This is a genomic window from Mycobacterium sp. 852014-50255_SCH5639931 (genome assembly GCF_001665605.1).
GTDB classification, from domain to species: Bacteria; Actinomycetota; Actinomycetes; order Mycobacteriales; family Mycobacteriaceae; genus Mycobacterium; species Mycobacterium paraffinicum.
On record NZ_LZSV01000029.1, the window covers coordinates 84767 to 105796 of the forward strand.

The window sequence follows — 21030 nt, forward strand, 5'->3', positions numbered from 1 at the left end:
AGGGTCGTCAGGCTTTGTCACCATGATGGGGCGCTGGACAGTACAGTCATTTGCGGAAAGTGTTGTTATTGTTGCCGCTCGGATCGCGGCCAGACGTTCCCTGCAACTGTCTACGATCGCTTTTACCTTCCTGGTCAGGGCCGCAAGCGCGTAGCACAGTGTCTCCGTGCGTTCCCATCGAGCACGCCCCTGCATGCGTAAGCTTTCAACTTCGGCCCGTATCGCCTCTCGACATGCGTCGTTAACTACACCTGAGCTTAAGACGTCCTGCATCTCCCCCAGTCGAGCTTGTCGCTGCTCCCAATCACTCACTGCTTCAGCATGATTCGCTTTAGTCACCAAGTCTCTTGCCATACCGAACACAGTCAAGGCGAGGCCGATCGGTGCATCAGTGCGCCGAATCCTCCTTGGCCCTAGTCTTACGTCTGGGGGGTGCGGCTCGCCTAGCAGCTGGGCCACCTTAGCGGGGAGATCATCTGTCACCGCAGCACCGGGTCCTTCAGCGGCGCGCGGACTCCGGCAGTCCAGGCCGCGTACACGACGTTGAGCAGGTCCGCGCCGTATAGTTCCCAGCACATCAGCGCCTCCAACCGGCGGCACTTCACAAACTCCCTCGTATAGCTGACGACCTGGTCAGGGTTTTCCACGCCGTTCAACCCCGGCCGCTGCGCCACCATCATCACCAGCGCGTCCTCGTGTTCTTCGCCCAGCAACGCCCACTCCTGAGGCTTGGGCCACCGCTGCGCTACCAATGCATGCGCCACCGACTGAGCGACCGGTGACAACTCTTCACCCGGGACGCCGAACACCAACTGGCGGGTGAGTTCTCGGCAATAATCGCGGACCATCGATTCATCGGCTGCCACCAAATCCGCGTACAGCGCCGCATCGACGGTCTGCAAGCGATGCGCCCGTGAAGCCAACAGTTCTGCTGCTGGATTATCCTTCAAATCAACGGGTTTCACACCCGTAGCAACTTCGGTGACCACCGGGTGCTCTTCCAAAAATTCAGACGGCCATGCCCACGTTGTAGCCACCGCGCTGACCTTGTCTCCGCATGCACGCGCCGCCCGCGCCGCCTTATCGGCGGGATTAACCCAGCCGAACCAGCGGGTATCAAACTCCGCGGTATGTCCGCCAGCTATAGGCATCGTCTTACGCAAGAACACACCTGGCGGGATGTAAGTGGCACCGTCGTTCGTGGCCACCCACAGCGTGGGCATCCCTGAGGTGTTACGGCCAACAGCCACAGCCCAATCCAGACCCGGATCGGTCACGCTCGCGGCGCCGGCGAGCTCGGCCACCGCCATCTTCGCCAGCTCCAAATCCGACTCAGCCAAATCCCGGCGCACCGCGCCCGCGGCGTCACGCCGACCCGCCACCGGCATCAACCCCGTCCCCGGACCCGACCCTGATGACCCGCTGCCGGCCTCAGTAGGAATCGACGGCGCGGGCGGCGCCGAACCCACCGACGGAGCCGCCGACGTGCCCTGCGGAGGAAGCATCGAACCGTACGGAGTCAAATCACCCGCCGGCATACCCGGCGCAGGTGACGCTGCCGGTGCAGCAGCTGGGAGCGTGGCAGCTACCGGAGCAGCCGCCGGCACCGCCGACGTCGGCGCAGTCTCTATCGGTGCCGCTAACGCCGTCATCGGAGCCTGTATAACCGGCGAAACGGTACCAGCCGCCGATGCACCCGCCGCTAGGCCGCGCCCGAAATCCATCCCGAGCGATGGCATCGGAGACCCTTGCAGCCCAGGCACACCCGTAGGCGGGGCCATACCTCTGGGGAAACCCCCGCAACTCCCCATCAGCCCCTGCAGCGGGCCCATCGGAAGCCCTCCACCCGATCCCCCGCCAGGCATGTTCGGCAAAGTTGGCAAACCGCCGCCCATCAACTGGGTCAACGGGTTATGCGGCACCAAAGTAGGGCTGTCCTCCGGGGAATGTGCAACTGTACGGCCGCCTGGTACAAGGGGGATCTTGTCTCCGCTTGGGGAGTGATCTGCCGCTACCCCGGTCGTCCCAGAAGTTGGGTCCCCGGGGGGCGCTGCATCAGCCCCATCGGGGGAATGATCCGCTGTTCGCCCTGCTCGTTTGACTTTCGGCCCGCCGCCGGGGCTTTCCGCGAAGCGACTGGTGAATTGAGTCGTGTATTGCGTGGCGAAGTCTTGGAGATCAGATGAGTAACCCTGGATCATCGTCCGATGCGTACCGAGGATCACCGCCACCTGCGCGAGCGATTGGCCCGAGCCGCTGCGCAGAAACGCCCCGGCCTCCTTATGCGCTGCTTCGTTCTCCTCGAACATTCGCTTCTTAGTCCTCGCGACGTCGGCGGATGCCCGCTTGAACAAATCGGAAGCAACCTTGCTGATGTCTGCCTGGTGGAACTTGAGCGTCGCCGCCTCGCTGTAGGCCGCACGAGCAGCGTCCGCGCTCTTACCCACCCAGGAACCGCCATCAAAGACCCCGTTCGAGGCTTGCAAAGCGTCTATCCCGTTGTCCTCGAACAACTTTGACTCATCCAGAAGCGTGTCAGCGTCGTTGTCAATGCGTGTTTCAGAGTCCACCGGCCACACAAGAGGTTGGAACAAAAAATTGACGAATAGGCCCTGCGGCTTGGGGTGATCGCCACCACTAACATGGGGCAGCGACGGTGTCCCCGTCTTCTCAAACGGCTTCGCCCCGTTGAACAGCTTCAACAGTCGTTCGGCTTGCTTGTTATTACGCTCCGCCCACCACTCTGGAACCTCGCCATTGGACCCGGGGCCTACCACTGACGCCATTGCGGCTACCTCGGCAATCCACACACATCAACAAGCGCATTGATTGCGTCGTTGCGGATATCTGTCAATCGGTTCACTTCGCTGGTGGGCGTGTTGCCCAGGGCGGCCGTTGTCTGGTCCAGGGTTGTGGCGATGTATTTGCGAGCTACCGGGGCGACGTCGGGCGGGACTGCCGGAACAAGCGCGTTCTGTACGGCTGAGGCACTATTGAGCGCCCGCAGCACCATTGGCGTATTGACCCCGCCGCCAGCGACCCGGACTCCTCCTTGGCCTTCTTGACCGCGCACCGACACGTCGAACACGTGGCACAAATTCTCCTTCGCTCCGGCTACGCCGGTCGAGCTGAATTGCGGTGTTGTCGGAGCCGGTGACGGCGACACGGCTACCGTCTGTGGCGCCGCGGGAGGAGGCGCATAACCGCCAGTGATCAGATAGGTCACCGCCGACCCGACCGCTGCCGCCACCCCTACCGTCACCAAGATTCGTAACGCTGAGCCTGCATGGTTAGGCCTCCCCTCCCTCAGACGCTCCGCCGGGCCTAGAGGGCCCAACCACTGCGGGTGTGGTCCACCCGCCGGCGTTGGCGGCAATATTGCTGACGGTGGTGCCTCTTTCGACCACACGGATTCGCTCATCAATCACTGCGTCCAATCCAGTCTGTGCCTATCTGCTAATGGTAAGCACAGCGGGTGACCTTGCGCCGCACGCGATTTGAATCAATAGTGCTGAACCAAAACCGCTAAATTAGCCGCTAACTTAGCGGTTCATGAGGCTAACGCCGAGTCCTGAACAGACCGAACCGCTAGATTAGCGCAATAATTACCGAAATTCGCGGTGTTTTGGCGGTTAGCGCCTCCGAGATGCCGGACCTCTCAATGCCAGCATTGCGCCACCGCAAGGTTGACACGCATTCCTGTTGCGTGCCACCGGGAGCAGCCGTACCGTTATTACGTTCCCGTCAACGTTTTGGCTAAGTGATGTTGTGTCCGTAGTGGCTTAAAAGGTTCATGCCGAACGTGATGAGGACCGCAGGGCGGCGCGCTTGTCCAGCGAAGCAAAACCAAAGGCAATGCACCCGGCGATCTGACCAATGAGAGTTTTGTCGCCACAACGGTTGACTCGTACCCATATTGTCGACACCGGGTGCCTGTCACGCTATCCAAAAGTAGGGTGGCAATGACGGTCAATTATGTGATCGGTGTGGATGTGCATAAACACAATCACACGTTTGTTGCTGTGGATTGCACGGGCCGCAAGCTCGCAACGAAATCAGTGCGAGCGACTACCGCCGGTCATCAGTTGGCGCTCCGCTGGGCTCGTACGACTTGCCCTGGAAGCCGACTATGGGGTGTTGAAGATGTGCGCGGCCTCTCCGGACTACTCGAAGCAGAGCTGCTCGAGGCCGGTGAATCCGTGGTCCGCGTCCCGCCCAAACTGACTGCCCGCCAACGTGCCTCAGCACGCACCGTCGGAAAGTCAGACGCTATCGATGCTCTCGCGGTGGCCCGCGCTGTGCTTCGTGAACCCGACCTACCTACCGCCCGCCACGACGCTTACACGCGGGACGTGAAACTACTCGTTGACTACCGCGACACCCTGCTCACCACCAGGACGGCAATCACTAACCGCGTACTCAGCCGCCTGCACGAGCTGGCGCCGGAGCACTCGTCGACTCGACTGGTCCTGCGCTACGCCAACCATCGACGCGTCGCACAAGCTTTACTCCAGTCGCACACCGGTCTCCTGGCCGAGCTAATCCGCACCGATCTCACCCAAATCGCTAGAGCGAGCGACCATATCAACAGTCTCGAGAAACGCATTAAAGACGCCGTTCAGTGCGGGGCTTCGGCACTTGTCGGCATTGATGGTTGTGGACCATTGATGGCCGCGAAGATCATCGGCGAGACAGCCGACGTCAGCCGCTTCGCCAACGAAGCGAAATACGCTCGCTATGCCGGGGTGGCGCCGATCCCCCACTGGTCAGGTGGAACACCCGTCCATATCCGCGCGACACGGTCCGGTAACCGCCAGCTCAACCGCGCCTTGCACACCATCGCCATGATCCAAATTCGACACGGCGGCCGCGGCGAACACTACTACCGTCGCCGCATCGCTGACGGCGACACCCACCGACAAGCCCTCCGCTGTTTGAAACGGCAACTGTGCCGTACGGTGTACCGCGCCCTCCTCACCGACACGAAAGCCCGCGCGACAGCAGCGTCTGTAGAGACAGGCGATAACTTGGTGGAGTGACTACAGGAGCTGACGACCGCCCGGAGGAGGACCAACATGCCGATCTACGACGGGTGCTCAGGACCGACATCTGGCCCCTGCTAAAGGATCGTTGCCCGATAACCAAATCTGAACGTGAACAGGCTCTCGGATACAACTCGGCAACGGGAATTTGAGCGTTACCCGCTCGGCACTGTTCTGCATATATCGACACGCGGTGGCTGATTGTCTCGAATCTGGGCAATCGGGACGTCTCAGTTCCTGCTTCGCGCGCTTGGGTCTGGCGGTATTGACGTAGAAAGTCAGAGGTGGCGGTCGACGTCCATACGTTGGTGCAGGATGCGCACGACGTCGATGACGTCCTCGGCGGCCACCCGGTAGAACAGCGTGTGTGAACCAGCGGCGAGCTTGCGGTAGCCGGGGCGGATCTCGTCGCAGGCTCGGCCGATCCGCGGGTTTGCCGCGATGCGGTTGATGGCGCGTTGAAGTTCGCGCAAGTAGTCCTCGGCCTGGTCAACACCCCAACGGTCGTGGGTGTAGTCCCAGATTTGTTCAAGATCTGCTTGCGCGGCAGGTGAGAGAAGGTATCGGCCTTTCACTGGCCATGCGGTACCTGAGCCCGCTTGCGATCGAGGAAGGCGTCGAAGTCGAACGGTGTCGAACTGCCGCTGCGTTCGCCTGCCTCGAGGGCATCGCGCAGTGCCCGCAGCTGGGTTTCGCGGTCTTCAAGCAGCCGCAATGCGGAGCGGATGACGTCACTGGCCGACCGATAGCGGCCCGCGGCAATCTCGCCGTCGATGAAGGCGCTGTAATGCTCATCGAGACTGAAGGACGTGTTCTTACCCACGAACTCACTGTACCAACTATTGGTACAGTCCTAACCACATGGCTGTGCGCTCCCGCTGGCGTGCATCCGTTGGGCCAAAGCTGCTTTCGACTTCAGCCAGAACTATCGCAGCAACGCTGGGCGTGAGCAAGGCGACCGTCTACCGGGTGCTCGCAGAGGACACCACCGAGGAACGGATCGCAGCCGATTATTCAGAAGGCCAAACGCCAACCCTTCACTGTTCTGCCTCGGGCGCCGCGAGGGTTACCTGGAGGGATATCGGTGACGTTGCTGTCAGGAGGTGCAGGGCCAATTCCAGTCCAGTATCGAGAATGGATTGAACGTCCGCGTGGTCCTGCGCGGCGACCTGCGCGACCATGTCGTCGCCCGCGTAGACGCAGAGGGGTGCGGGCACAGGTTCGTCGCGAGCACTTTCGAGGGTCAGGGGATGGTCTGTGCCCGGAAGCGCCCAAGTGACGTCGACCAACTCGACTGACGTGGAACCGGTCTCGAGAAGTGCTTTGAGGAGGCTCCGGCTTCGGACTCTTGTGAATTCCAGAAGATCTAGTGCTTCTGAGGCTGAGACCGCGTAGGTCTCACGCCAACTCGGAATCCCCGACTCAGCTAACGACGAGCGGATATCTTCGCGAGTCGCTGATGTGTCTGCGGGAAGGTGCGCCGCAACAACATGTGCCAACCTTCGGGACCTGATTCCTGAACTCATCAATATGAGCGACGACGGAGAATCAACGCCGTATCGGATATACCTGCCTAACTCGGGACAGAAGCGAGCAACTACGTGCTGTTCTTCCAAGCGAGCGTTGACGTACTCCACTAAGGAACCGACAGTCCAGGACAAGTAATGCTCGAACTGTTCCGTTGCGGCTCCAACCATTTGCTCGATCCGCCACGCGGCAGGGTTGGCCGCAGCGAGACGCTGTTCTGCCATTTCTGACAGGGACACTCCCGACAGCCAGTCTGTAAGGAGGTCGACAGGCAAGACCTCCACCTCCTGGCCCTTCGCGCTCGAGAGGAACCGCCAGAGGGGAGCTTCGGGCAGCGCAAGCAGCGCATCAAGTATTCGTGGAATCCTCACTGCGACGTACGGATCGCCGACGTCAGGCAAGGTGCCATCGGCCTCTTGCCGTGCAATGGTGTTCGCGAGACGGCTTGCTAGACCGTCGATGGTGCGAGCAGAGCCGACAGATGTCCCTGTACGCGGCCATCGCCGACGCGCCTCGGGATCGCTGCGTTCGTAGGAACCGCGCACCGCTTCAGCGATTCGAATGCACGAAGCCCGCGACGTTTCCGATTGAGACGCAGCGAGCGTTGAGTCAACGAGTTGCTCAAGATCGAGGTTGTCAGGGTCGATGTCGACGGACTCGCCGACCGCGAGGTAGTTCCAAACAAATCCGACGAAGTCTGAAGCAATTTCATCTGCTGTAAACACCGCATCCTCATCATCTCGGATGCGCGTTTCCAGGTCGGCAAACGCCTCAAGCGCACTGTCGGTGAGAAGCGCCGAAGTGATCGCCAAAGCGTGGGCGTCAGGGTTCAGAAGCTCGAAGTCTTCCTCTTTCGGCTCCGCTCCACGAACAAGCACGATCCAACCTTCGGTCTCCCTACCGGCGCGCCCTGCTCGGCCCATCGCGTTTACCAGCCTTGCTCCGCGAAGACGGGTGTCCTCTGGCTGGCCAGGGAATGGTTGGTCGTACACGACCACTGTTCGCACTGGAAGATTGACTCCCTCCGTAAGCGTCGAAGTGCACGTCAGATAAGGAAGCACGTCGTTTCGGGCTGCTTCCTCGAGCGCCTCAAGTACTTCGATAGGCAGCCGCGCGTGGTGAAAGCCGACGCCACGACGCAAAACAGCAACGAGGGGATGCTCGTCGCCGATCTGTTCCCGCACGAAATCTATGAGGGGCGTAAGGGCAGGTAACTCTCCGTCTAACTTTCCAGCAATGCCCCGAGCGAGCAGTTGGGCTTGCGGTCGAGTTGATGTGACAACGAGAACGGAACCGGCGTGACCGAGAGCGGTAATCATGTCGCTTGCAATTTCATATTGCTTAGTTGACAAGGTGGTGTCAGTCGGCAGGTTTTTCTTTCGCGAATTTCCATCTTTGGATTTACGGACGATTCGCCAATCTATCTCGTCCCCCGTCACCAGCGATACTGTTTGGCCATCCGCCATGCGCAGTCGGATCTCCCCGCTGACTTCGGTTATGTGGCGGAATTTCCAGATCGTTCCCTTTGTCTTCTCCGTGACCGTACTGTGCCAATGTGCCTTCGTGGTAAAGGCAGCATGCAAGCGTCTTGGTCCGCGCCAATCAGATTCATGCCTCAGCGGCGTTCGATCTGCCGATAGCCATTGTGCGATGCCGCCGACATTACCCATCGCGGCCGAAATCAGGATGATCTTATGATCACGGTCGCGAGTCAAAATTTGAAGCAGAGAAATGACCGATTCAAGAAGGAACCCCCGTCGCGCTTCTTTGAGAAGCTGAGCTTCGTCAATAATGAACATTCCAAATCGGTCAACGACGTCTCCTGGATTATGCCGTAGCATGTGACCAAGCCGTTCCGGTGTCATCACCTCGACGTCAGGCGGGTCGGTGTCAATCTCGAAGAAGTCCCAAACACTCGGAAAGTCAGCTTGTTCCGACCCGGCCTCTTTCTGAAGGATTCGTACCCGACTGCTCATGGCCCGACGCACTTCCCTGCCCAGGCTCCGCGTGGGCGTGACGTAGCAGACGCTGGAATCTTGATTCGCTAAGTGTGCTACCGCCAATATTTGTGCGAGCAACGTCTTGCCGCCACTGGTAGGAACCGCCAGAACCATCCTTCGAACGTCAGGATCGAGCGGTGAAGGTTGGCCCGTAAGCAGTTCACGCTGAGGCTCCCACAACGTCAACACCGGCGGGTTACCAACGGTAAAGGCCTGCCGAACGAGCTCGGATATTGTCGGCGGCAAGATTAGTGGATTCCACAATGAGCCAGCCACAGCCTCGCCCGATAGGTTTAGTAAATGGGCTGCCACCCAGCGCGCATTGAGATCCCCGGGGCCAGCCTGCCCAGTGGCGGCTGCCAACAATCGCGAATTGCCACCCTCTAGTCTCGTTGTGCGGCCTCGCGCAAAATATGTCAGCAAGTCTTCGATGCCCAGTACCACCATATGAGTGGTGCCGAAGATAGTAGTCGTCAAATCAGGGAGACCTGAGCCGCGAGCTAACTCAGCCAGTTGTCTACGCCAAATGCCGAGCCAGCCGAAAAGAGTTCGAGTTTCGAATCCTAGAAAAGCCAGACCAGCCTCGACGGCGAGTGTATCGACATGATCAAGTACTGGAATGTCCACACGGATGTCGCCACGTAATCGATTCATTATGGCTGTTGCATTTGGGTCACGACCGCCGCGGCGATACCCAATTGCGGCGGCAAAACCGAAAGATAGACGGTCCTTGACATCTAAACTCTGGTCGTTGAGCGCGAGGTCGAATATGTGGGCGCTCACCAGAAATGCTTGGCGCTGCCTCGCCAAGGTATAACGACGTCGCGCCTCACTCACCGAAGCCACGCCGTGCAGGTACCAGGCCGTGGCCAACAGAGGCTGCGAGATTGCAGATCTTCGCAGTAGAAGCTGTACCTCCACATCGGCCATTAGCTGCTGCAACTCTTCGGCGGTCGGAAGGTTCGTTCGACCGCCGAGCGCATCGGTCAGCAGCCCGAGGTCTAGAGCCCGCTCCACAGGATTTCCTTCACCCTGTCTGCAAAAGCCGGGAAGTTCGGAATGGCTACCACGAGTCCCTCACGCTGCCCGGCTCCGGAGTACTCGGGAAACTCTTTCGTGAGAGATCCGAATGAACTGGGGTCGCTCGGCGCCTTCTCCGATGACGTGCCCACCGACACGCCAACGCCAGAGCGGTCGCTGCGGTCGAACCAGAGTTCGACAACGTTGGCATATAGGTCACCGAGCGCACCCTCCTCGGCGATGGTCTCTGGCCCGGCAAGTTTCGCAAGGTACTCGTGACCGCGAGATTTCAACTGCCTGCTTGCACGTCGGATGGTTACGGACACTTTGCCACTGGCGTCATGCTTCTTGATCTCCCAAAGCCGGAAGACGAGCTCATCCTCTTGGGCACCGGACTCACGGGTGTAGATAACTAACCCGTCGCCACCAGGTTCCAGAGGGTCGGGTTTCACCGCATGAGCACGTATGAGTTTGCGGCCGTCGCGGCACGCGCCTCGTTCTTGCATCACCCGGCCCCAGAATAGCTCGGCCACATGACCTTGAACGTGGTCGGCATTTGCCTCTTCACCAGGCAGTTTGAAGCCGATTCCGACGTAGGATTCAAGGGCCGCCTTCCGCGAGGCCTTAAGAGGCGCGCCCCCGTCCCGACGTGCCCTCCATGCCTGCAGGAGCGGAGATCCGCCACAACGAATGCGCATGGCGTCGTCGGCTAAGAGCTGGGCGGCAAACTCACGATGTTCGTCCGACAGCTTCGTGCCACCCACCGCGTAATCAACGGGTAATGCGCTGGTGCTCTCAATGAACCCGAGAACCGCCGTCAGGGACGGCGGAGCCTCTGCGGTCAAGCGGCCTACCTCCCCCTCTGGCCGTGCGATTTCTGCGAATGCTACGCAGTTTGAGAAGAGATTTCGTCACCTGAGGTCACGCATTGCGCGAAAGGGTGCCCAAACTTTCGAGGGCTGGGCACTCAAGATGACCATTCATAGCCGATGTCATCCACAGTCTTGCCGAGCAACTCCGTCGACAATCCGCCATCACTGCTGCCCGTAAACAGGCCGTCGCGTTAAGCGGTGGGAACCACCTAGCGATCCCACGCACGCTTCGAACGGCCAGCGTCATCTTTCTCTCCGAACGAACTAGATGACTGCCGTCCGCAGTCCGTCCGCAGTAGCTTCGACAGCTGCCCTCCTTCGCTAGCGTCGCCAACCTTCTGACGTGTGGTTTTACTTCGTGGTCAACGACATCAACCGCTCCAAACGCCCAACGGTTCTTCCGCAGACTCCCCACGCCTCCAGAGCTGTTCCGCGTCCGCACATGCACCGAGCGGTGAGTCGGAGGCCGACGATAGCAGCGACACTTGGCGTCAGTCGCGCAACTGTCCACCACATATTGGCAGAACAAGGCGACTGACCAAATTGGTGCATCGGCGTGTGCTGATGGTGTGAACGGATGGAGTGAGACATGACTGACGCCGCTGACGAACTCGCGCACGTTATCCGCGACCTCATCAACGAGGCCGCCGCGGGACATGCAGGTCTTCGCGATCTTGACCGCCCGAATCTCACCGAGAAGGAACTATTTGAGTACCTCCACGACAGCGAGGAGTTGCCGGTCAGCCGGCGCGCCATCAAGTACGCGGTGATGCGCCGCGAGATCGTTCCCACTCGCATCGGTAACGGCAACTACTTTTCAAAGCGCGACGGACTGGACTGGATTAAGTCTCGCAAGGCAACATATCGCTAGCTGCTGCCGGACGTGGCAAGTACGGTCGTGTGTCGCTCAGCGACGCGGTCGATTATTTGTGGAACCTCGTTGGGGTTGTGGGTTAGTTCGTACCGCCATTGGCCGTGGCAGCCGTCCGCATTGACGGCGCGGACCCACCGCTCCGCCGCCTGTATCTTGACGCCCTCAAGCGGGTCGTGGCCCTTGGTCTCGAGGATCAGCGTCAGGCCGTTGGTGAGGTTCACGAGGAAGTCGGGGAAGTATTCGTGGTCGCCGCCGGCGTGCAAATACGGGATGGCGAAGCCAAGCCCCTGGTTCTTCACGAAGGAGACGACGTGGGAGTGATTGTCGAGGTGGTATGCGGCCGACGACTCCCACTTCGAGTCCTGGACAACGTAGTTGAGGTGCGAACGCTCGATCTCCTTGACCTTCTTTGACGTCCAGAAGTCGACATCGGCCGTTGAGCCGAATCCTCGACGCTGCTCATAACGCGGGATCTCCGCATCCTCACCGTTCGACGCCGCGGGGTGGATCGCCTCTGTCAGCCGCTCGATCGTGAACCCCCAGTAGGGCGAGAGAAAAACGTCGACGCGCTTCGTCTCGTCGTCAACGACCACGCGGTCGCGCACGAAACGCTTTACGATCTCCAGCATTTGTGGAAAGAGGACCTGCGGCGGCGCGTCACACTTATCCTGCTCGGAGTAGTGCCGAGTTAGAGCCGCTGCCATCTGGAACTCGCGCTGCTGGCGGGTCGCCTCCCCCCGCCACTTCTCGAGGTCGAGCTTCGCCATTCCCCCGGGCTCGAGCAGTGAGGGACGACCTCGGTTCAGGAGAGTCGACTTGAGCTTGACCTCGTCCGGGACCTTCATGGGGTCGACACGCACTTCGGAGATCGAGGCCCATGCAACATCTACCCGATTACGGATCCGCTGCTGGTATCCCTCGACGCGAGGAAACCGGATCTCGAGCTGCATCCGGGAGGCCAGCGCATGAACGTGGTTCTGTCGCGCCGGGCGCGGCTTTGGCCCCCTGCGCTGTTTGAACGGGACGACCTCGAAGGGTACGCCGAGGATCTGCGCGACCTCCTCGCTGAACTTCCCTTCCTCGGTGAGATCGTAACTGGCGCGCCGCAATCCGCGGCCGACGACCTGCTCGCACAGGAGCTGGGACATAAACGGGCGCAACCCGGCGATGTGTGTGACCGTGTTGCAGTCCCAACCCTCTGTCAGCATCCCGACACTGACAATGCACCGCACGTCTCGACCCGGCGGGTGCAGCGGCCGCTCAAGCTTCTGCGCCAGCACCTCGAACTCCTCGGGGTATACGGGCCGTCCCTGGGGGTCCGCAGGCCACGCACGCTTGCCGACGGTGTCGAGCGTGAACCGCATCCAGCGGGACTCATCGTTCTTCGCGCCCTCGACGTCGGTTTCACCGATCACCTTAGAGTCGACTCGGATTGTGTAGACGTTGCCGTGGTCATTCCGCAGCTCTGGCATGTTGGCAGGCGGTATCCCTTCGGGTGGCTTCCCTTCAGCGAGCCATTCGTAGATGACGCTGGCGATCCTCGTGTTCTTGCAGACGAGGATGAAGACCGGAGGGCGTTCTTCGTCGCTTTCAGCCCACTCCCGTCGTGCGTCCTCCCAAGCCCCTGCCAGTAGGCGAATCGGTTGCTCTGCGAAACGAAGAACCGCCTCGGGTTTCGGGTTCGCGCGGCGCCCGCCACGCTCGGCGCCGGATAGTCTGCTCATGAGCCAGCGCCAGATGTTGAAGTAGGCGGCTTGCTGCTCGCCCGACGCGTCCGAGACTGCGAGCTGTGGGATCTTCACCAATCCCGACTCGATTGCATCGGTCAGCCCGAAGTCGCTTACGACCCAGGGAAATATCTTGTTCGTGTCGTCGCCGGCGCGCGCGAGGAAGTACGGGGTCGCGGAGAGGTCGACGCAAAAGTTGATCCTGCGGTGCCTGTGGATTCGATCGAGCCCATCAACCCAAATCGTGGACTCGTACGCAAGCTCCTCCTCAAGCTCCTCGTTCGTCGCCTCCGCGTCCTCCTGTGCAGTGCCTGCACCACCCTGCCGGATCCGATAAGCGTGGTGCGCCTCATCATTAAGCACGAGGATGTTCTGCTTTCCACCCACCTCTCGTCCGAGTAGTCGCTGCATCAGCCGCGCGTCACTCTCGACGTAGCGCGTCTCCTCGACGACGACCTCGGACTTCCCCGGCCGGCGATCCTCGACCATGCGAATGTCCATCCTTGGGTCGGCCAAGGCGATCGCAAGGGCTTCTTCGGTCATGTAGCGGCCGCCACGTCCGGAGGTCGTCTTGGCGCCGATCTTGATCGTGGATGTGATCCGCTCCGGCTGGCCACGCTTTTGCACCTTCGCCCCGGCGCTCATACCCTTGCGCTCGAACTCGTGCCAGTTCTTGACGAGGACACGGCCTCGCCGCAGCGAGGTCATCAGGTCGGGTGACACAAGGTCGCGCGCCCGGTAGATCGACGCCTCGCCCGTGGCGGGGTCGAGCTCGCCCAGCCGCCCCTTGATAGTGAGGTTCGGACATACCACGAGTACAACATCGGAGAAACGCGCGTCTCCACGCGCGACAACCTTGTTCAGGATGCTCCAGGCAATCAACATTCCCATCACCGTCGTCTTGCCGCCGCCGGTCGCCATCTTGCAGGCGTAGCGGCGGAACGCCTGGACCCCGGCCGGCACCTCTTCGGGCGGGACGTCGACCCCCTGAAGCAGATCCGAGCGCGCTTCTTGGAGAAAGATGATCGTCTCGGCCGCCTCAAGCTGCGCAAAGAAAAGGGGGCGCTGGCGCTCACGCCGCCAGTAATGGAGCAGCTCAAGCGTCGTGCGGGTCGCGCCCGCATAACCAAGTTCGCGCCACTGAGCGAGCCGTTCGCGGATCAGGTTGACCAGCTCCAGTTCCTGCCACGCCCCGCGTGCGGACGTCCCAGGCTCGGGCGGCGGCGCTTTCGGGTCGCGATAGAAATAGCCCGCTCGGCGGCGACCGGCGACGCGCTTGGGCTCCTGTCCCTCCTCAATCTGCCAGTACTCGGCGGGCTCATCGAACGGACCGTTGAGAATCGGCTGCTCGACCTCGAACGCTGTCATTTCGCCTCGTCCAATGACTTAACCACCAACAGCTCGTTGCCGCGGTCGTCGATAACCTTGACGGCCACGCGCCGGTTTTCACCCGCTGTGAACGGGGCGCTCGTCGTTCCGGCGAGGTGGTCCCAGACCGCGTCGTCGTACTCACCCTTGAGCGCCTTTTTGAGGCTGTCCCAGGCGCCGGTGCGCGGAAAAAAAGCCTGCGAGACATGAAACGATAAATCGTTCCAGTCTGTGTCGAGAAACCACGCGGGCACGTCGTCGCCCGCACGATGGCGGACCTCGAATGTCGTCGGATCAAACGTGTCGAGGCCAAGCAGCTCGGTCTCGTACCGCTCCAGGCCCCCTGCTTCTTCTGGCGGAACCTTCCGAACCGCCACATCGGGAAGTCCGGCGACGGAGAATAGCTGGCTTGAGCGTGTCGTCTTGAGCAGGTCGCCCATTACGAGATCCGGCGTCGCCTGAATGTACGTCACCGGGATGCCGACCATTTGCTCCGCCTTCCCGACGAACTCGCGGGCGTTCGGCTCGATCGCGAAGCCGATCAGGAGAAGCTGGTGGAATTGCTTCATGTGCGCCTCGGTCACCGCCTCGTAGACAAGCTTCTCGCTGATCGCGCCAGTTTCCGGGCCGAAAACGATAGCTACTGGCGCGCCGTCCGGGTCTAAACCTGCCTCAGCGGAAAGATAGAGCGACCGCGCTGGCGGCTTAACATTGCGAAGCGTGAGCGATGTGTTCCCGTCGAGCTGCAACACTGGATTACGTCGCAACGCCTCCAGCATCCGGTCGATGTAGCCCTCGTCGTTCGGCTCGCCCGAATCCTCAGACCCGTCCTCGTCGATGTCGACCGGTGTTGGGATCGTCGCCTCGAAGACGAAGGGCCCGGTTACCCGGGTTATGGTCTTCTCCACTTCCGGGCGGTCGAGGAGGACCTCCTCCGCCGGCGGCTCGCCATTCGCAATGGACTTCAATGTCACGTGCGGGACGATCCCGCCAACCTCCTCACCCTTTGTGTTCTGCCGCCGCTTGTAGATGAAGCCACCCGCCGGTCCGCGCGCTGGGTCCTGAAGACCGTAGTAAGGGAACGTTGCAGTTAAAAGCCGCTGCCGCGTGAGAGCGAGCGGCACACGGGAGGTATCGATGGTTATCCAGCGCCGGCCCCATAGCTCGGCCACATACGCGGTTGTGCCCGAACCGCACGTCGGATCGAGGACAAGGTCGCCGGGGTTAGTCGTCATGAGCATGCATCGTTGGATTACTTTTGTGCTCGTCTCAACGACGTATCGCTTATCCGATGCGAAGCCCGCGATGACGGTGTCTTCCCACAGATCGTCGTGCGACATTGCGGGGAAATCGTCCTGATAACGAACGTAATAGAGTCCACCATCCGTCGCCTGTAGGCGGCCCGCCGCCTTCAGCGCCTCCATGCCCTTCTCGTTCGTTTTCCATCGACTTCGCTCGCTTGGCAACCAAGAACGCCCGTCGAGCTCGACGGGAAACCAGCTCGCCGCGCCTAGGCCTTTCTTCCGTCCCATGCTCTGGCTCTGCAGATTGTCGAGCCTGTAGGGTCTTGCCCCAGCCGTAAGAGGTGCCGCTCCTGCGCGTTCTTCTGGGGTCAGTCGACGCCTATCCCCGTTGGGCAGCTCCACCCATGAGTACGCGCCAGCGTCAGTTGGACTCCACTCCTTCGGCCGAAAAACTTCGTTGAACTTCAACCGGGCACGATCGCGCGCGTAGAACAACAAGAAGTCGACTGAGCCTGGCACGAATTCACCGGTCGACCCGGTTGTCTTCCGGAATGTGATCTGACTGATGAAATTTTCGACTCCAAGAATCTCGTCGAGGACTTCGCGGACATGGTGGACGTTCTCGTTGCCAATCTGTACGAAAAGAGCACCCGTCGGATTCAGTAAGTCGCGCGCGATCTGAATACGGTCGCGTAGATACGTGAGGTAGGAGTGCAGTCCAAGCTCCCATGTATCTCGGAAAGCCTTGACCATTTCGATCTCGCGCGTCATGGACCCGTCGTCGCCGTCACGCACATCGCGGTTCCTGACGAACGGCTGAAAGTTGGAGCCAAACTTCACACCGTAAGGAGGGTCGATGTAGATCATCTGCAGCTGCCCACCAAGGCCCTCATACTCGAGCAGCGAGTTCATTACGACGAGCGAGTCGCCGAGGATGACCCGGTTTACCCAACCGCCCCTGTGCTCGTAGGCCGCGAGCTGCTGGTGGAGCGGTAGCTGTGGGTCGGCGAAGAGCTGAAATTCCATCTGGCGATCGCGCGCGTGACCCTTGAGTGTCTCGAGGATCGCCTTTGTAGACAGCCGCTCATGAACGAATAGTGGAAGCGTCGGCACCTCAAATGACAGCCGTTCTGCCTTTCCGGCCCAGTCGAGGAACGGCTTCGAGATCCGTCTCAGCGCCTCAACCGCATCCGCGAGCCCGATAACCTCAAACCCGTTGTAGGACCGTGGCGAGTCGAACCGATGCGGCGGCTCTAACCGAGCGGCCTCCTCGACTTGTGCCAGCAGCCAGTCGCCGAGCTCACGCGCCGGGTTCTGGCCGTCCCAATCCAGTGCTGGTGAGAGAGAGTCATCGTAGCGATACCGCTTGGGCTCGCGACGCTTCTTGAACTGCGCCTGTGTTCCAACTTCCGGGCGCAGCACAGCTTGCTCATCATGCTGATAGACTTCCGCACGCTTCGGCGTCTTCACGGCGCGTCTAGCCACTCTCAGAATCCCCCTCTCTCACCGACACCCGAAAGACTCCGACTCAGTGATCGCGTTCGCGACCGGGCTGTCACAACACTATTGGTTGGCGTGGGAATGCCGAGGAAGACTCAGCGTTTTGCCCGCTTGTCGGGTACGAACGCACGCCGCGCAGCTCTTAGCGCCAGCAGTTTGCTGATCTGATGGCGTCCTCAGAACGTCGGTGTTGTAAGTCCCGTGATCTCGGCGGTGCTGACGGGTAGCGGCTAGTGAGTCCGCCCATCGACCGTCAGGACAACCGTCGCTAATCCAACGCAGGACTTCAACTAGACGCTGATTGAGCCGGGTCTCGATTGTCATGTCCGAGATTCTCGGCGAGCCAGTCGAGGCCTGCGAGCGGGGAAGCTGCTTGCATTCGGTGGCCCGCGACTCCGTCCGCAGACCGTCCGCAGTAGCTCCGCTGCGTACCGTTGCTTGCAAACGTCGTCAACACGCTGACCAGCGATTTACTAGCCGAGCCAACGCGGTCAACCGCTACAAACACCCAGTACGTCGAGTTCGGGACGAAGAGGCCGGGGCCCGGACACGAACGCCCGCTGGTCCATCCTTGCGTGGCCGTGGCTTGGTTCGCCGCCCTAACGCGATGCTGGCGGGTGCGGAATTGGCCGAAGCGCTGAAGCGTGGAACTGGCCCAATGTGTGCGACATGGTGCGATCGGTGGGACGTGTAAGCATCGTTGACCTGCACTTTTGAGACTCCGGAACAGCAGAGAACATCGAGCGCATAGTTCATAACGCTGAATGGTCGCCGACGATAAATCCAGATGCGTGTCAACGGCGGCCGAATATTGACCCCTTTTCGACGGGTGAGATCGGCACGGGGTCATTTTTCAGGCGACGCGGACAATGCCTAAATTGTCACGACGTTGTCACAACTTGCGTGACACACCTGCGTCACGACGGGACGTCGCGAGACGGTTTGCGCAGGTGAGAAGTACTTGTCTAGACACCGCGGGATACCCTGAAACATCCTGAAAGCACGCCGTTTCTGACTACGGATCAGAAGGTTAGGGGTTCGAATCCCTTCGGGCGCGCTTTGAAAACCTCGCGCAAACACCCTCTTGCACGGCCACCGCGTCATAGCGCCAGCCTTCAACGCGGATCCATCACCTGCCCCGCAAAGAGCACGGCGCCGGACTTATCGACTATGGCAAACAGGAACGGATGATCGACCTGCACCGGCTCGGGCGAACCCAGCCCACCCCCGGGCGCCACCGAAACGGCCGCGGCTTCCGTCCCGGACTCGTCGATCCCGACGAAGGCCTTCTGCAGTATGTGCGGGAGGTAAAGCCTTTCGTCGGTGGTGATGTTGGAGAAGTCCGCCCGATCCCGGTCGAATGCGCGCGGCGTCCCCATCGCTGCCAACGTTTCCTTGAATTCCTCTGGTCCCCAGGTGATACGGAACTTCGGCAAGCTGAGGAAGACCGCCGTATCCGCAAAGGCCACAGTACGGAACCAAGCATCGTCCATGCTGTTGCGAACCGCCTGGAGCTGTCCCTCCGCCGGCAGCACGATCAGCATCTTGAGATCGCCGCCCACGTACGGGAGTTCCACAGCCTGAAAATTTGGCCCGGAGGCGTAGCGCATCGCCCCGGTGACCTTGCGCATCATCGGCACGGTGATCGTCGATTGAGGAGTGACACGGAAGCTGCCGTCGACCGTGAGTTCTTTCGAAAATGGACGTTCCCAGCTCGCCTTGAGGTAGGCCGCGTTCAGGAGCGCGGCACGCGTGAACGCATCTATCGCGCCGGGCGGGATCAGGTCCCTGATCTGCCCTTTGGTCGCGTCGCCGGCGAAGTTGTTGATGGCGACTCGCTCGCCGTCAGGGTTGGCCGTGAAGTCGGCCAGGTGCACGCCGGCGTCGTAGTGAGATGCCAGGACGTCCAGGAACGGCGCGCGAATATTCATGCCTTGCTGCAGCCAGACCGCGTCGACCATCGCCAGCTCGATACTTCTGGGATCGGTGTCCGAGACTGGGGCGCGATTGCGTGAGCGCAGATCGAGCAGCAGCTGATTCATGGCACGGTAGTAGGTGTCATTGCCGAACGGGTCGCGCAGAACGGTTTTCATTTCGGCCGCGGTGTCGCCGGCGGCACCGGCATAGGCCATCGACAACGCGATACCGAGGCTCAGGGGAGAGAAGACAAGGTTCTTCTCACTGACCGCGCACATGCGACGGAACAGATCCAGCCCGAACCCGTTGGTGGCGTTGACAAAGGTCTGCTCCTCGGCCAGGGTAACGTCTGGCCTGCTGTCGTACGGAAGGTCTGACCGCGTCACAGGCGCGCGTGTCGGTCCCGGTGTGGATCCGGCATGATTGCGGTCGCCCCCGCAGCCGGCAGCGCTGGCGAAAACGACGCACGCTGCAATGGCGCTGTGGAATCCGACGCGGAATGAACGGGTTAGGTGCTTCACGGCGCCCAGTATGAACGCCGCGAGACACGGATATCGGGTAAATCGCTCCGATGAAGACTCCATGTGCACGCCGCGAATCGCCGGGACACAGACCGCAGGTCGAAAATGCTGCCGCAGATGACTGCGGAAAGTGAAATCGGTTGGGCAACAATCGATTACAACCAAAGATTAGGAATTCGACTCCCGGGGGACGCACTCCTCGTGACCTCTTCCGACCGGTCGCGTTCGGAGCGTCTGCTTAAGTCGACCTGTGACTTCTTACGTGCGCTTCCTTCGTGACACCGTCGCGGTGCGGCTCCTCGTTGCCTTGATAGCCGGAACGGCGGTGGCAGTCATCATCGCCGGTGCCCTCGGTTGGAGGTTCGCTCTGCTCGGCTGGGTTGTCGCCGCGGCGCTGTATGTCGGGTGGAGCTGGCTGATCATCGCCCCGATGGATGCAGAACGCACCGCCCGGCATGCGACACGCGAGGACGCCACCCGGTTGCTCGCCGACGTGGTCATCGTCTCGGCGAGCGTGGGCAGCCTCGGCGGGGTCGGATACGTCGTGGCGGCAGGCACACATTCGGGCGGTGAAGCCGTCGCTGCGGCGGGCGTCGGCATTCTGGCCGTGGTCGCATCATGGTTTGCCGTGCATACGCTTTTCACCGCGCACTATGCACGCCTCTACTACTCCGACGAGGTCGGAGGCATCGATTTCCACGACCCACATCCGCCGCGCTACCTGGACTTCGCGTATGTGGCGTTCACCGTCGGTATGACCTTTCAGGTGTCCGACACGGAGATCAACGCATCTCGGCTGCGCGCAACCGTTTTGCGCCATGCGCTGCTGTCGTACCTTTTTGGCGCGGTAATACTGGCGGTCACCATCAACATGGTCGCCGGGTTGAGCGCCAAACTATGACGGCCCCTGGTCGCTAGTGTCCGCCGAACGGGCCCCCGAACGGTCCGCGACGGGGCGGCACGGTCACGGTTTGCGTGACGGTGCTGGTGTCGGTGCTCGGCGAGACCGTAACGGTGCTCGGCGGTTCCGTTGTGGTGGGGGTGTCGAAGCTCGATGGCGGGGGCGTCTCGGTGACGGTCTCGGTCGGGACGCCACCGCCGCCTCCGCCACCACCGTGGTGCCGGGACGCCTCCGTGGTCGTGGTGGTGGTCACCGTTGTGGTCGGCGCGGTGGTCGTAGTCGTCGATGCCGGGCTGTGCGCGGGGGAGCCGGCCACCAGCTTGATCACCGCGTAGGCCACGAGCGCAAGCACGATCACCCCGATCGCGCCGGCCGCGACCAGCGCCGCCGGGCGGCGGTACCACGGAGTCGGCGGCTCGGGCTGGGGCGCCTGCTCGTCGTAATACCCGCCGCCATACCGCGCGGCCTGGGTGGGCTCGGAGTAGTAGTCGGGTTCCTCGGGATAAGGCGGCACGAA

General features: G+C 61.2%; 13 protein-coding genes and 1 tRNA gene. 4 read left to right on the forward strand and 10 right to left on the reverse strand.

From position 1 onward, the window contains the following. Positions 1-479: 479 nt before the first annotated feature. Together A5758_RS16920 and A5758_RS25830 are read right to left on the reverse strand one after the other, a co-directional pair. On the reverse strand, positions 480-1310 hold the full coding sequence (locus A5758_RS16920; RefSeq protein ID WP_197503966.1) for a chemotaxis protein: 831 nt from the start codon (positions 1308-1310) through the stop codon (positions 480-482). Between the two features lie 1481 nt (positions 1311-2791). Then, a complete protein-coding gene (locus A5758_RS25830) occupies positions 2792-3088 on the reverse strand; it encodes a hypothetical protein (protein WP_156622670.1) in 297 nt (98 codons plus the stop codon). A gap of 874 nt (positions 3089-3962) precedes the next feature. Here A5758_RS25830 and A5758_RS16925 point away from each other — a divergent pair. Beyond that, the gene (locus A5758_RS16925; RefSeq protein ID WP_067742413.1) at positions 3963-5039 is read left to right on the forward strand and encodes an IS110 family transposase; all 1077 of its coding nucleotides are present in this window, start codon (positions 3963-3965) and stop codon (positions 5037-5039) included. Between the two features lie 281 nt (positions 5040-5320). Here A5758_RS16925 and A5758_RS16930 read toward each other — a convergent pair whose 3' ends face one another. From A5758_RS16930 to A5758_RS16945, 4 genes are all read right to left on the reverse strand, one after another. Next, positions 5321-5617, reverse strand: coding sequence for a type II toxin-antitoxin system RelE/ParE family toxin (locus A5758_RS16930; RefSeq protein ID WP_067742197.1), 297 nt, complete (start codon positions 5615-5617; stop codon positions 5321-5323). Continuing rightward, positions 5614-5865 carry a type II toxin-antitoxin system ParD family antitoxin gene (locus A5758_RS16935; RefSeq protein WP_067742199.1) on the reverse strand — a complete coding sequence of 84 codons (252 nt, stop codon included), beginning with the start codon at positions 5863-5865 and terminating at the stop codon, positions 5614-5616. The genes A5758_RS16930 and A5758_RS16935 overlap by 4 nt, the downstream gene beginning before the upstream one ends. 214 nt (positions 5866-6079) lie before the next feature. Next, positions 6080-9586 (reverse strand): DEAD/DEAH box helicase, encoded by a 3507-nt coding sequence (locus A5758_RS16940; protein WP_067742200.1) that lies wholly within the window; start codon positions 9584-9586, stop codon positions 6080-6082. Next, positions 9571-10434 carry a hypothetical protein gene (locus A5758_RS16945; protein ID WP_067742202.1) on the reverse strand — a complete coding sequence of 288 codons (864 nt, stop codon included), beginning with the start codon at positions 10432-10434 and terminating at the stop codon, positions 9571-9573. The genes A5758_RS16940 and A5758_RS16945 overlap by 16 nt, the downstream gene beginning before the upstream one ends. 616 nt (positions 10435-11050) lie before the next feature. Here A5758_RS16945 and A5758_RS16950 point away from each other — a divergent pair. After that, entirely contained in the window at positions 11051-11332 is a 282-nt protein-coding gene (locus tag A5758_RS16950; RefSeq protein ID WP_231987341.1) for a hypothetical protein, read from the forward strand. Here A5758_RS16950 and A5758_RS16955 read toward each other — a convergent pair. Further along, entirely contained in the window at positions 11329-14430 is a 3102-nt protein-coding gene (locus tag A5758_RS16955; protein ID WP_067742205.1) for a BPTD_3080 family restriction endonuclease, read from the reverse strand. The two genes, A5758_RS16950 and A5758_RS16955, sit on opposite strands and share 4 nt — an antisense overlap. Next, positions 14427-17144, reverse strand: a complete 2718-nt coding sequence (locus A5758_RS16960; RefSeq protein ID WP_197503967.1) for a site-specific DNA-methyltransferase — start codon at positions 17142-17144, stop codon at positions 14427-14429. Before A5758_RS16960 ends, A5758_RS16955 begins: the two co-directional genes overlap by 4 nt. A gap of 974 nt (positions 17145-18118) precedes the next feature. On the opposite strand from A5758_RS16960, the gene A5758_RS25835 reads away from it, so the two are divergent. After that, a tRNA-Arg gene (locus tag A5758_RS25835) sits at positions 18119-18231 on the forward strand. 58 nt (positions 18232-18289) lie between these two features. Here A5758_RS25835 and A5758_RS16965 read toward each other — a convergent pair. After that, positions 18290-19612 (reverse strand): serpin family protein, encoded by a 1323-nt coding sequence (locus A5758_RS16965; RefSeq protein WP_197503968.1) that lies wholly within the window; start codon positions 19610-19612, stop codon positions 18290-18292. Positions 19613-19862: 250 nt separating this feature from the next. Here A5758_RS16965 and A5758_RS16970 point away from each other — a divergent pair, with 250 nt between their 5' ends. After that, the gene (locus tag A5758_RS16970; RefSeq protein WP_067742214.1) at positions 19863-20513 is read left to right on the forward strand and encodes a DUF1345 domain-containing protein; all 651 of its coding nucleotides are present in this window, start codon (positions 19863-19865) and stop codon (positions 20511-20513) included. A gap of 13 nt (positions 20514-20526) precedes the next feature. Here the strand turns inward: A5758_RS16970 and A5758_RS16975 are convergent, their stop codons facing one another. Continuing rightward, positions 20527-21027 carry a hypothetical protein gene (locus A5758_RS16975; RefSeq protein ID WP_067742218.1) on the reverse strand — a complete coding sequence of 167 codons (501 nt, stop codon included), beginning with the start codon at positions 21025-21027 and terminating at the stop codon, positions 20527-20529. Between the last annotated feature and the right edge of the window lie 3 nt (positions 21028-21030).

Bases quoted from the DNA above. Each gene is read 5' to 3' on its own strand.
- A5758_RS16920 (WP_197503966.1), bottom strand. From the start codon at position 1,310: ATGGCGGTGGCCGAGCTCGCCGGCGCCGCGAGCGTGACCGATCCGGGT.
- A5758_RS16925 (WP_067742413.1), top strand. From the start codon at position 3,963: ATGACGGTCAATTATGTGATCGGTGTGGATGTGCATAAACACAATCAC.
- A5758_RS16950 (WP_231987341.1), top strand. From the start codon at position 11,051: ATGACTGACGCCGCTGACGAACTCGCGCACGTTATCCGCGACCTCATC.
- A5758_RS16955 (WP_067742205.1), bottom strand. From the start codon at position 14,430: ATGACAGCGTTCGAGGTCGAGCAGCCGATTCTCAACGGTCCGTTCGAT.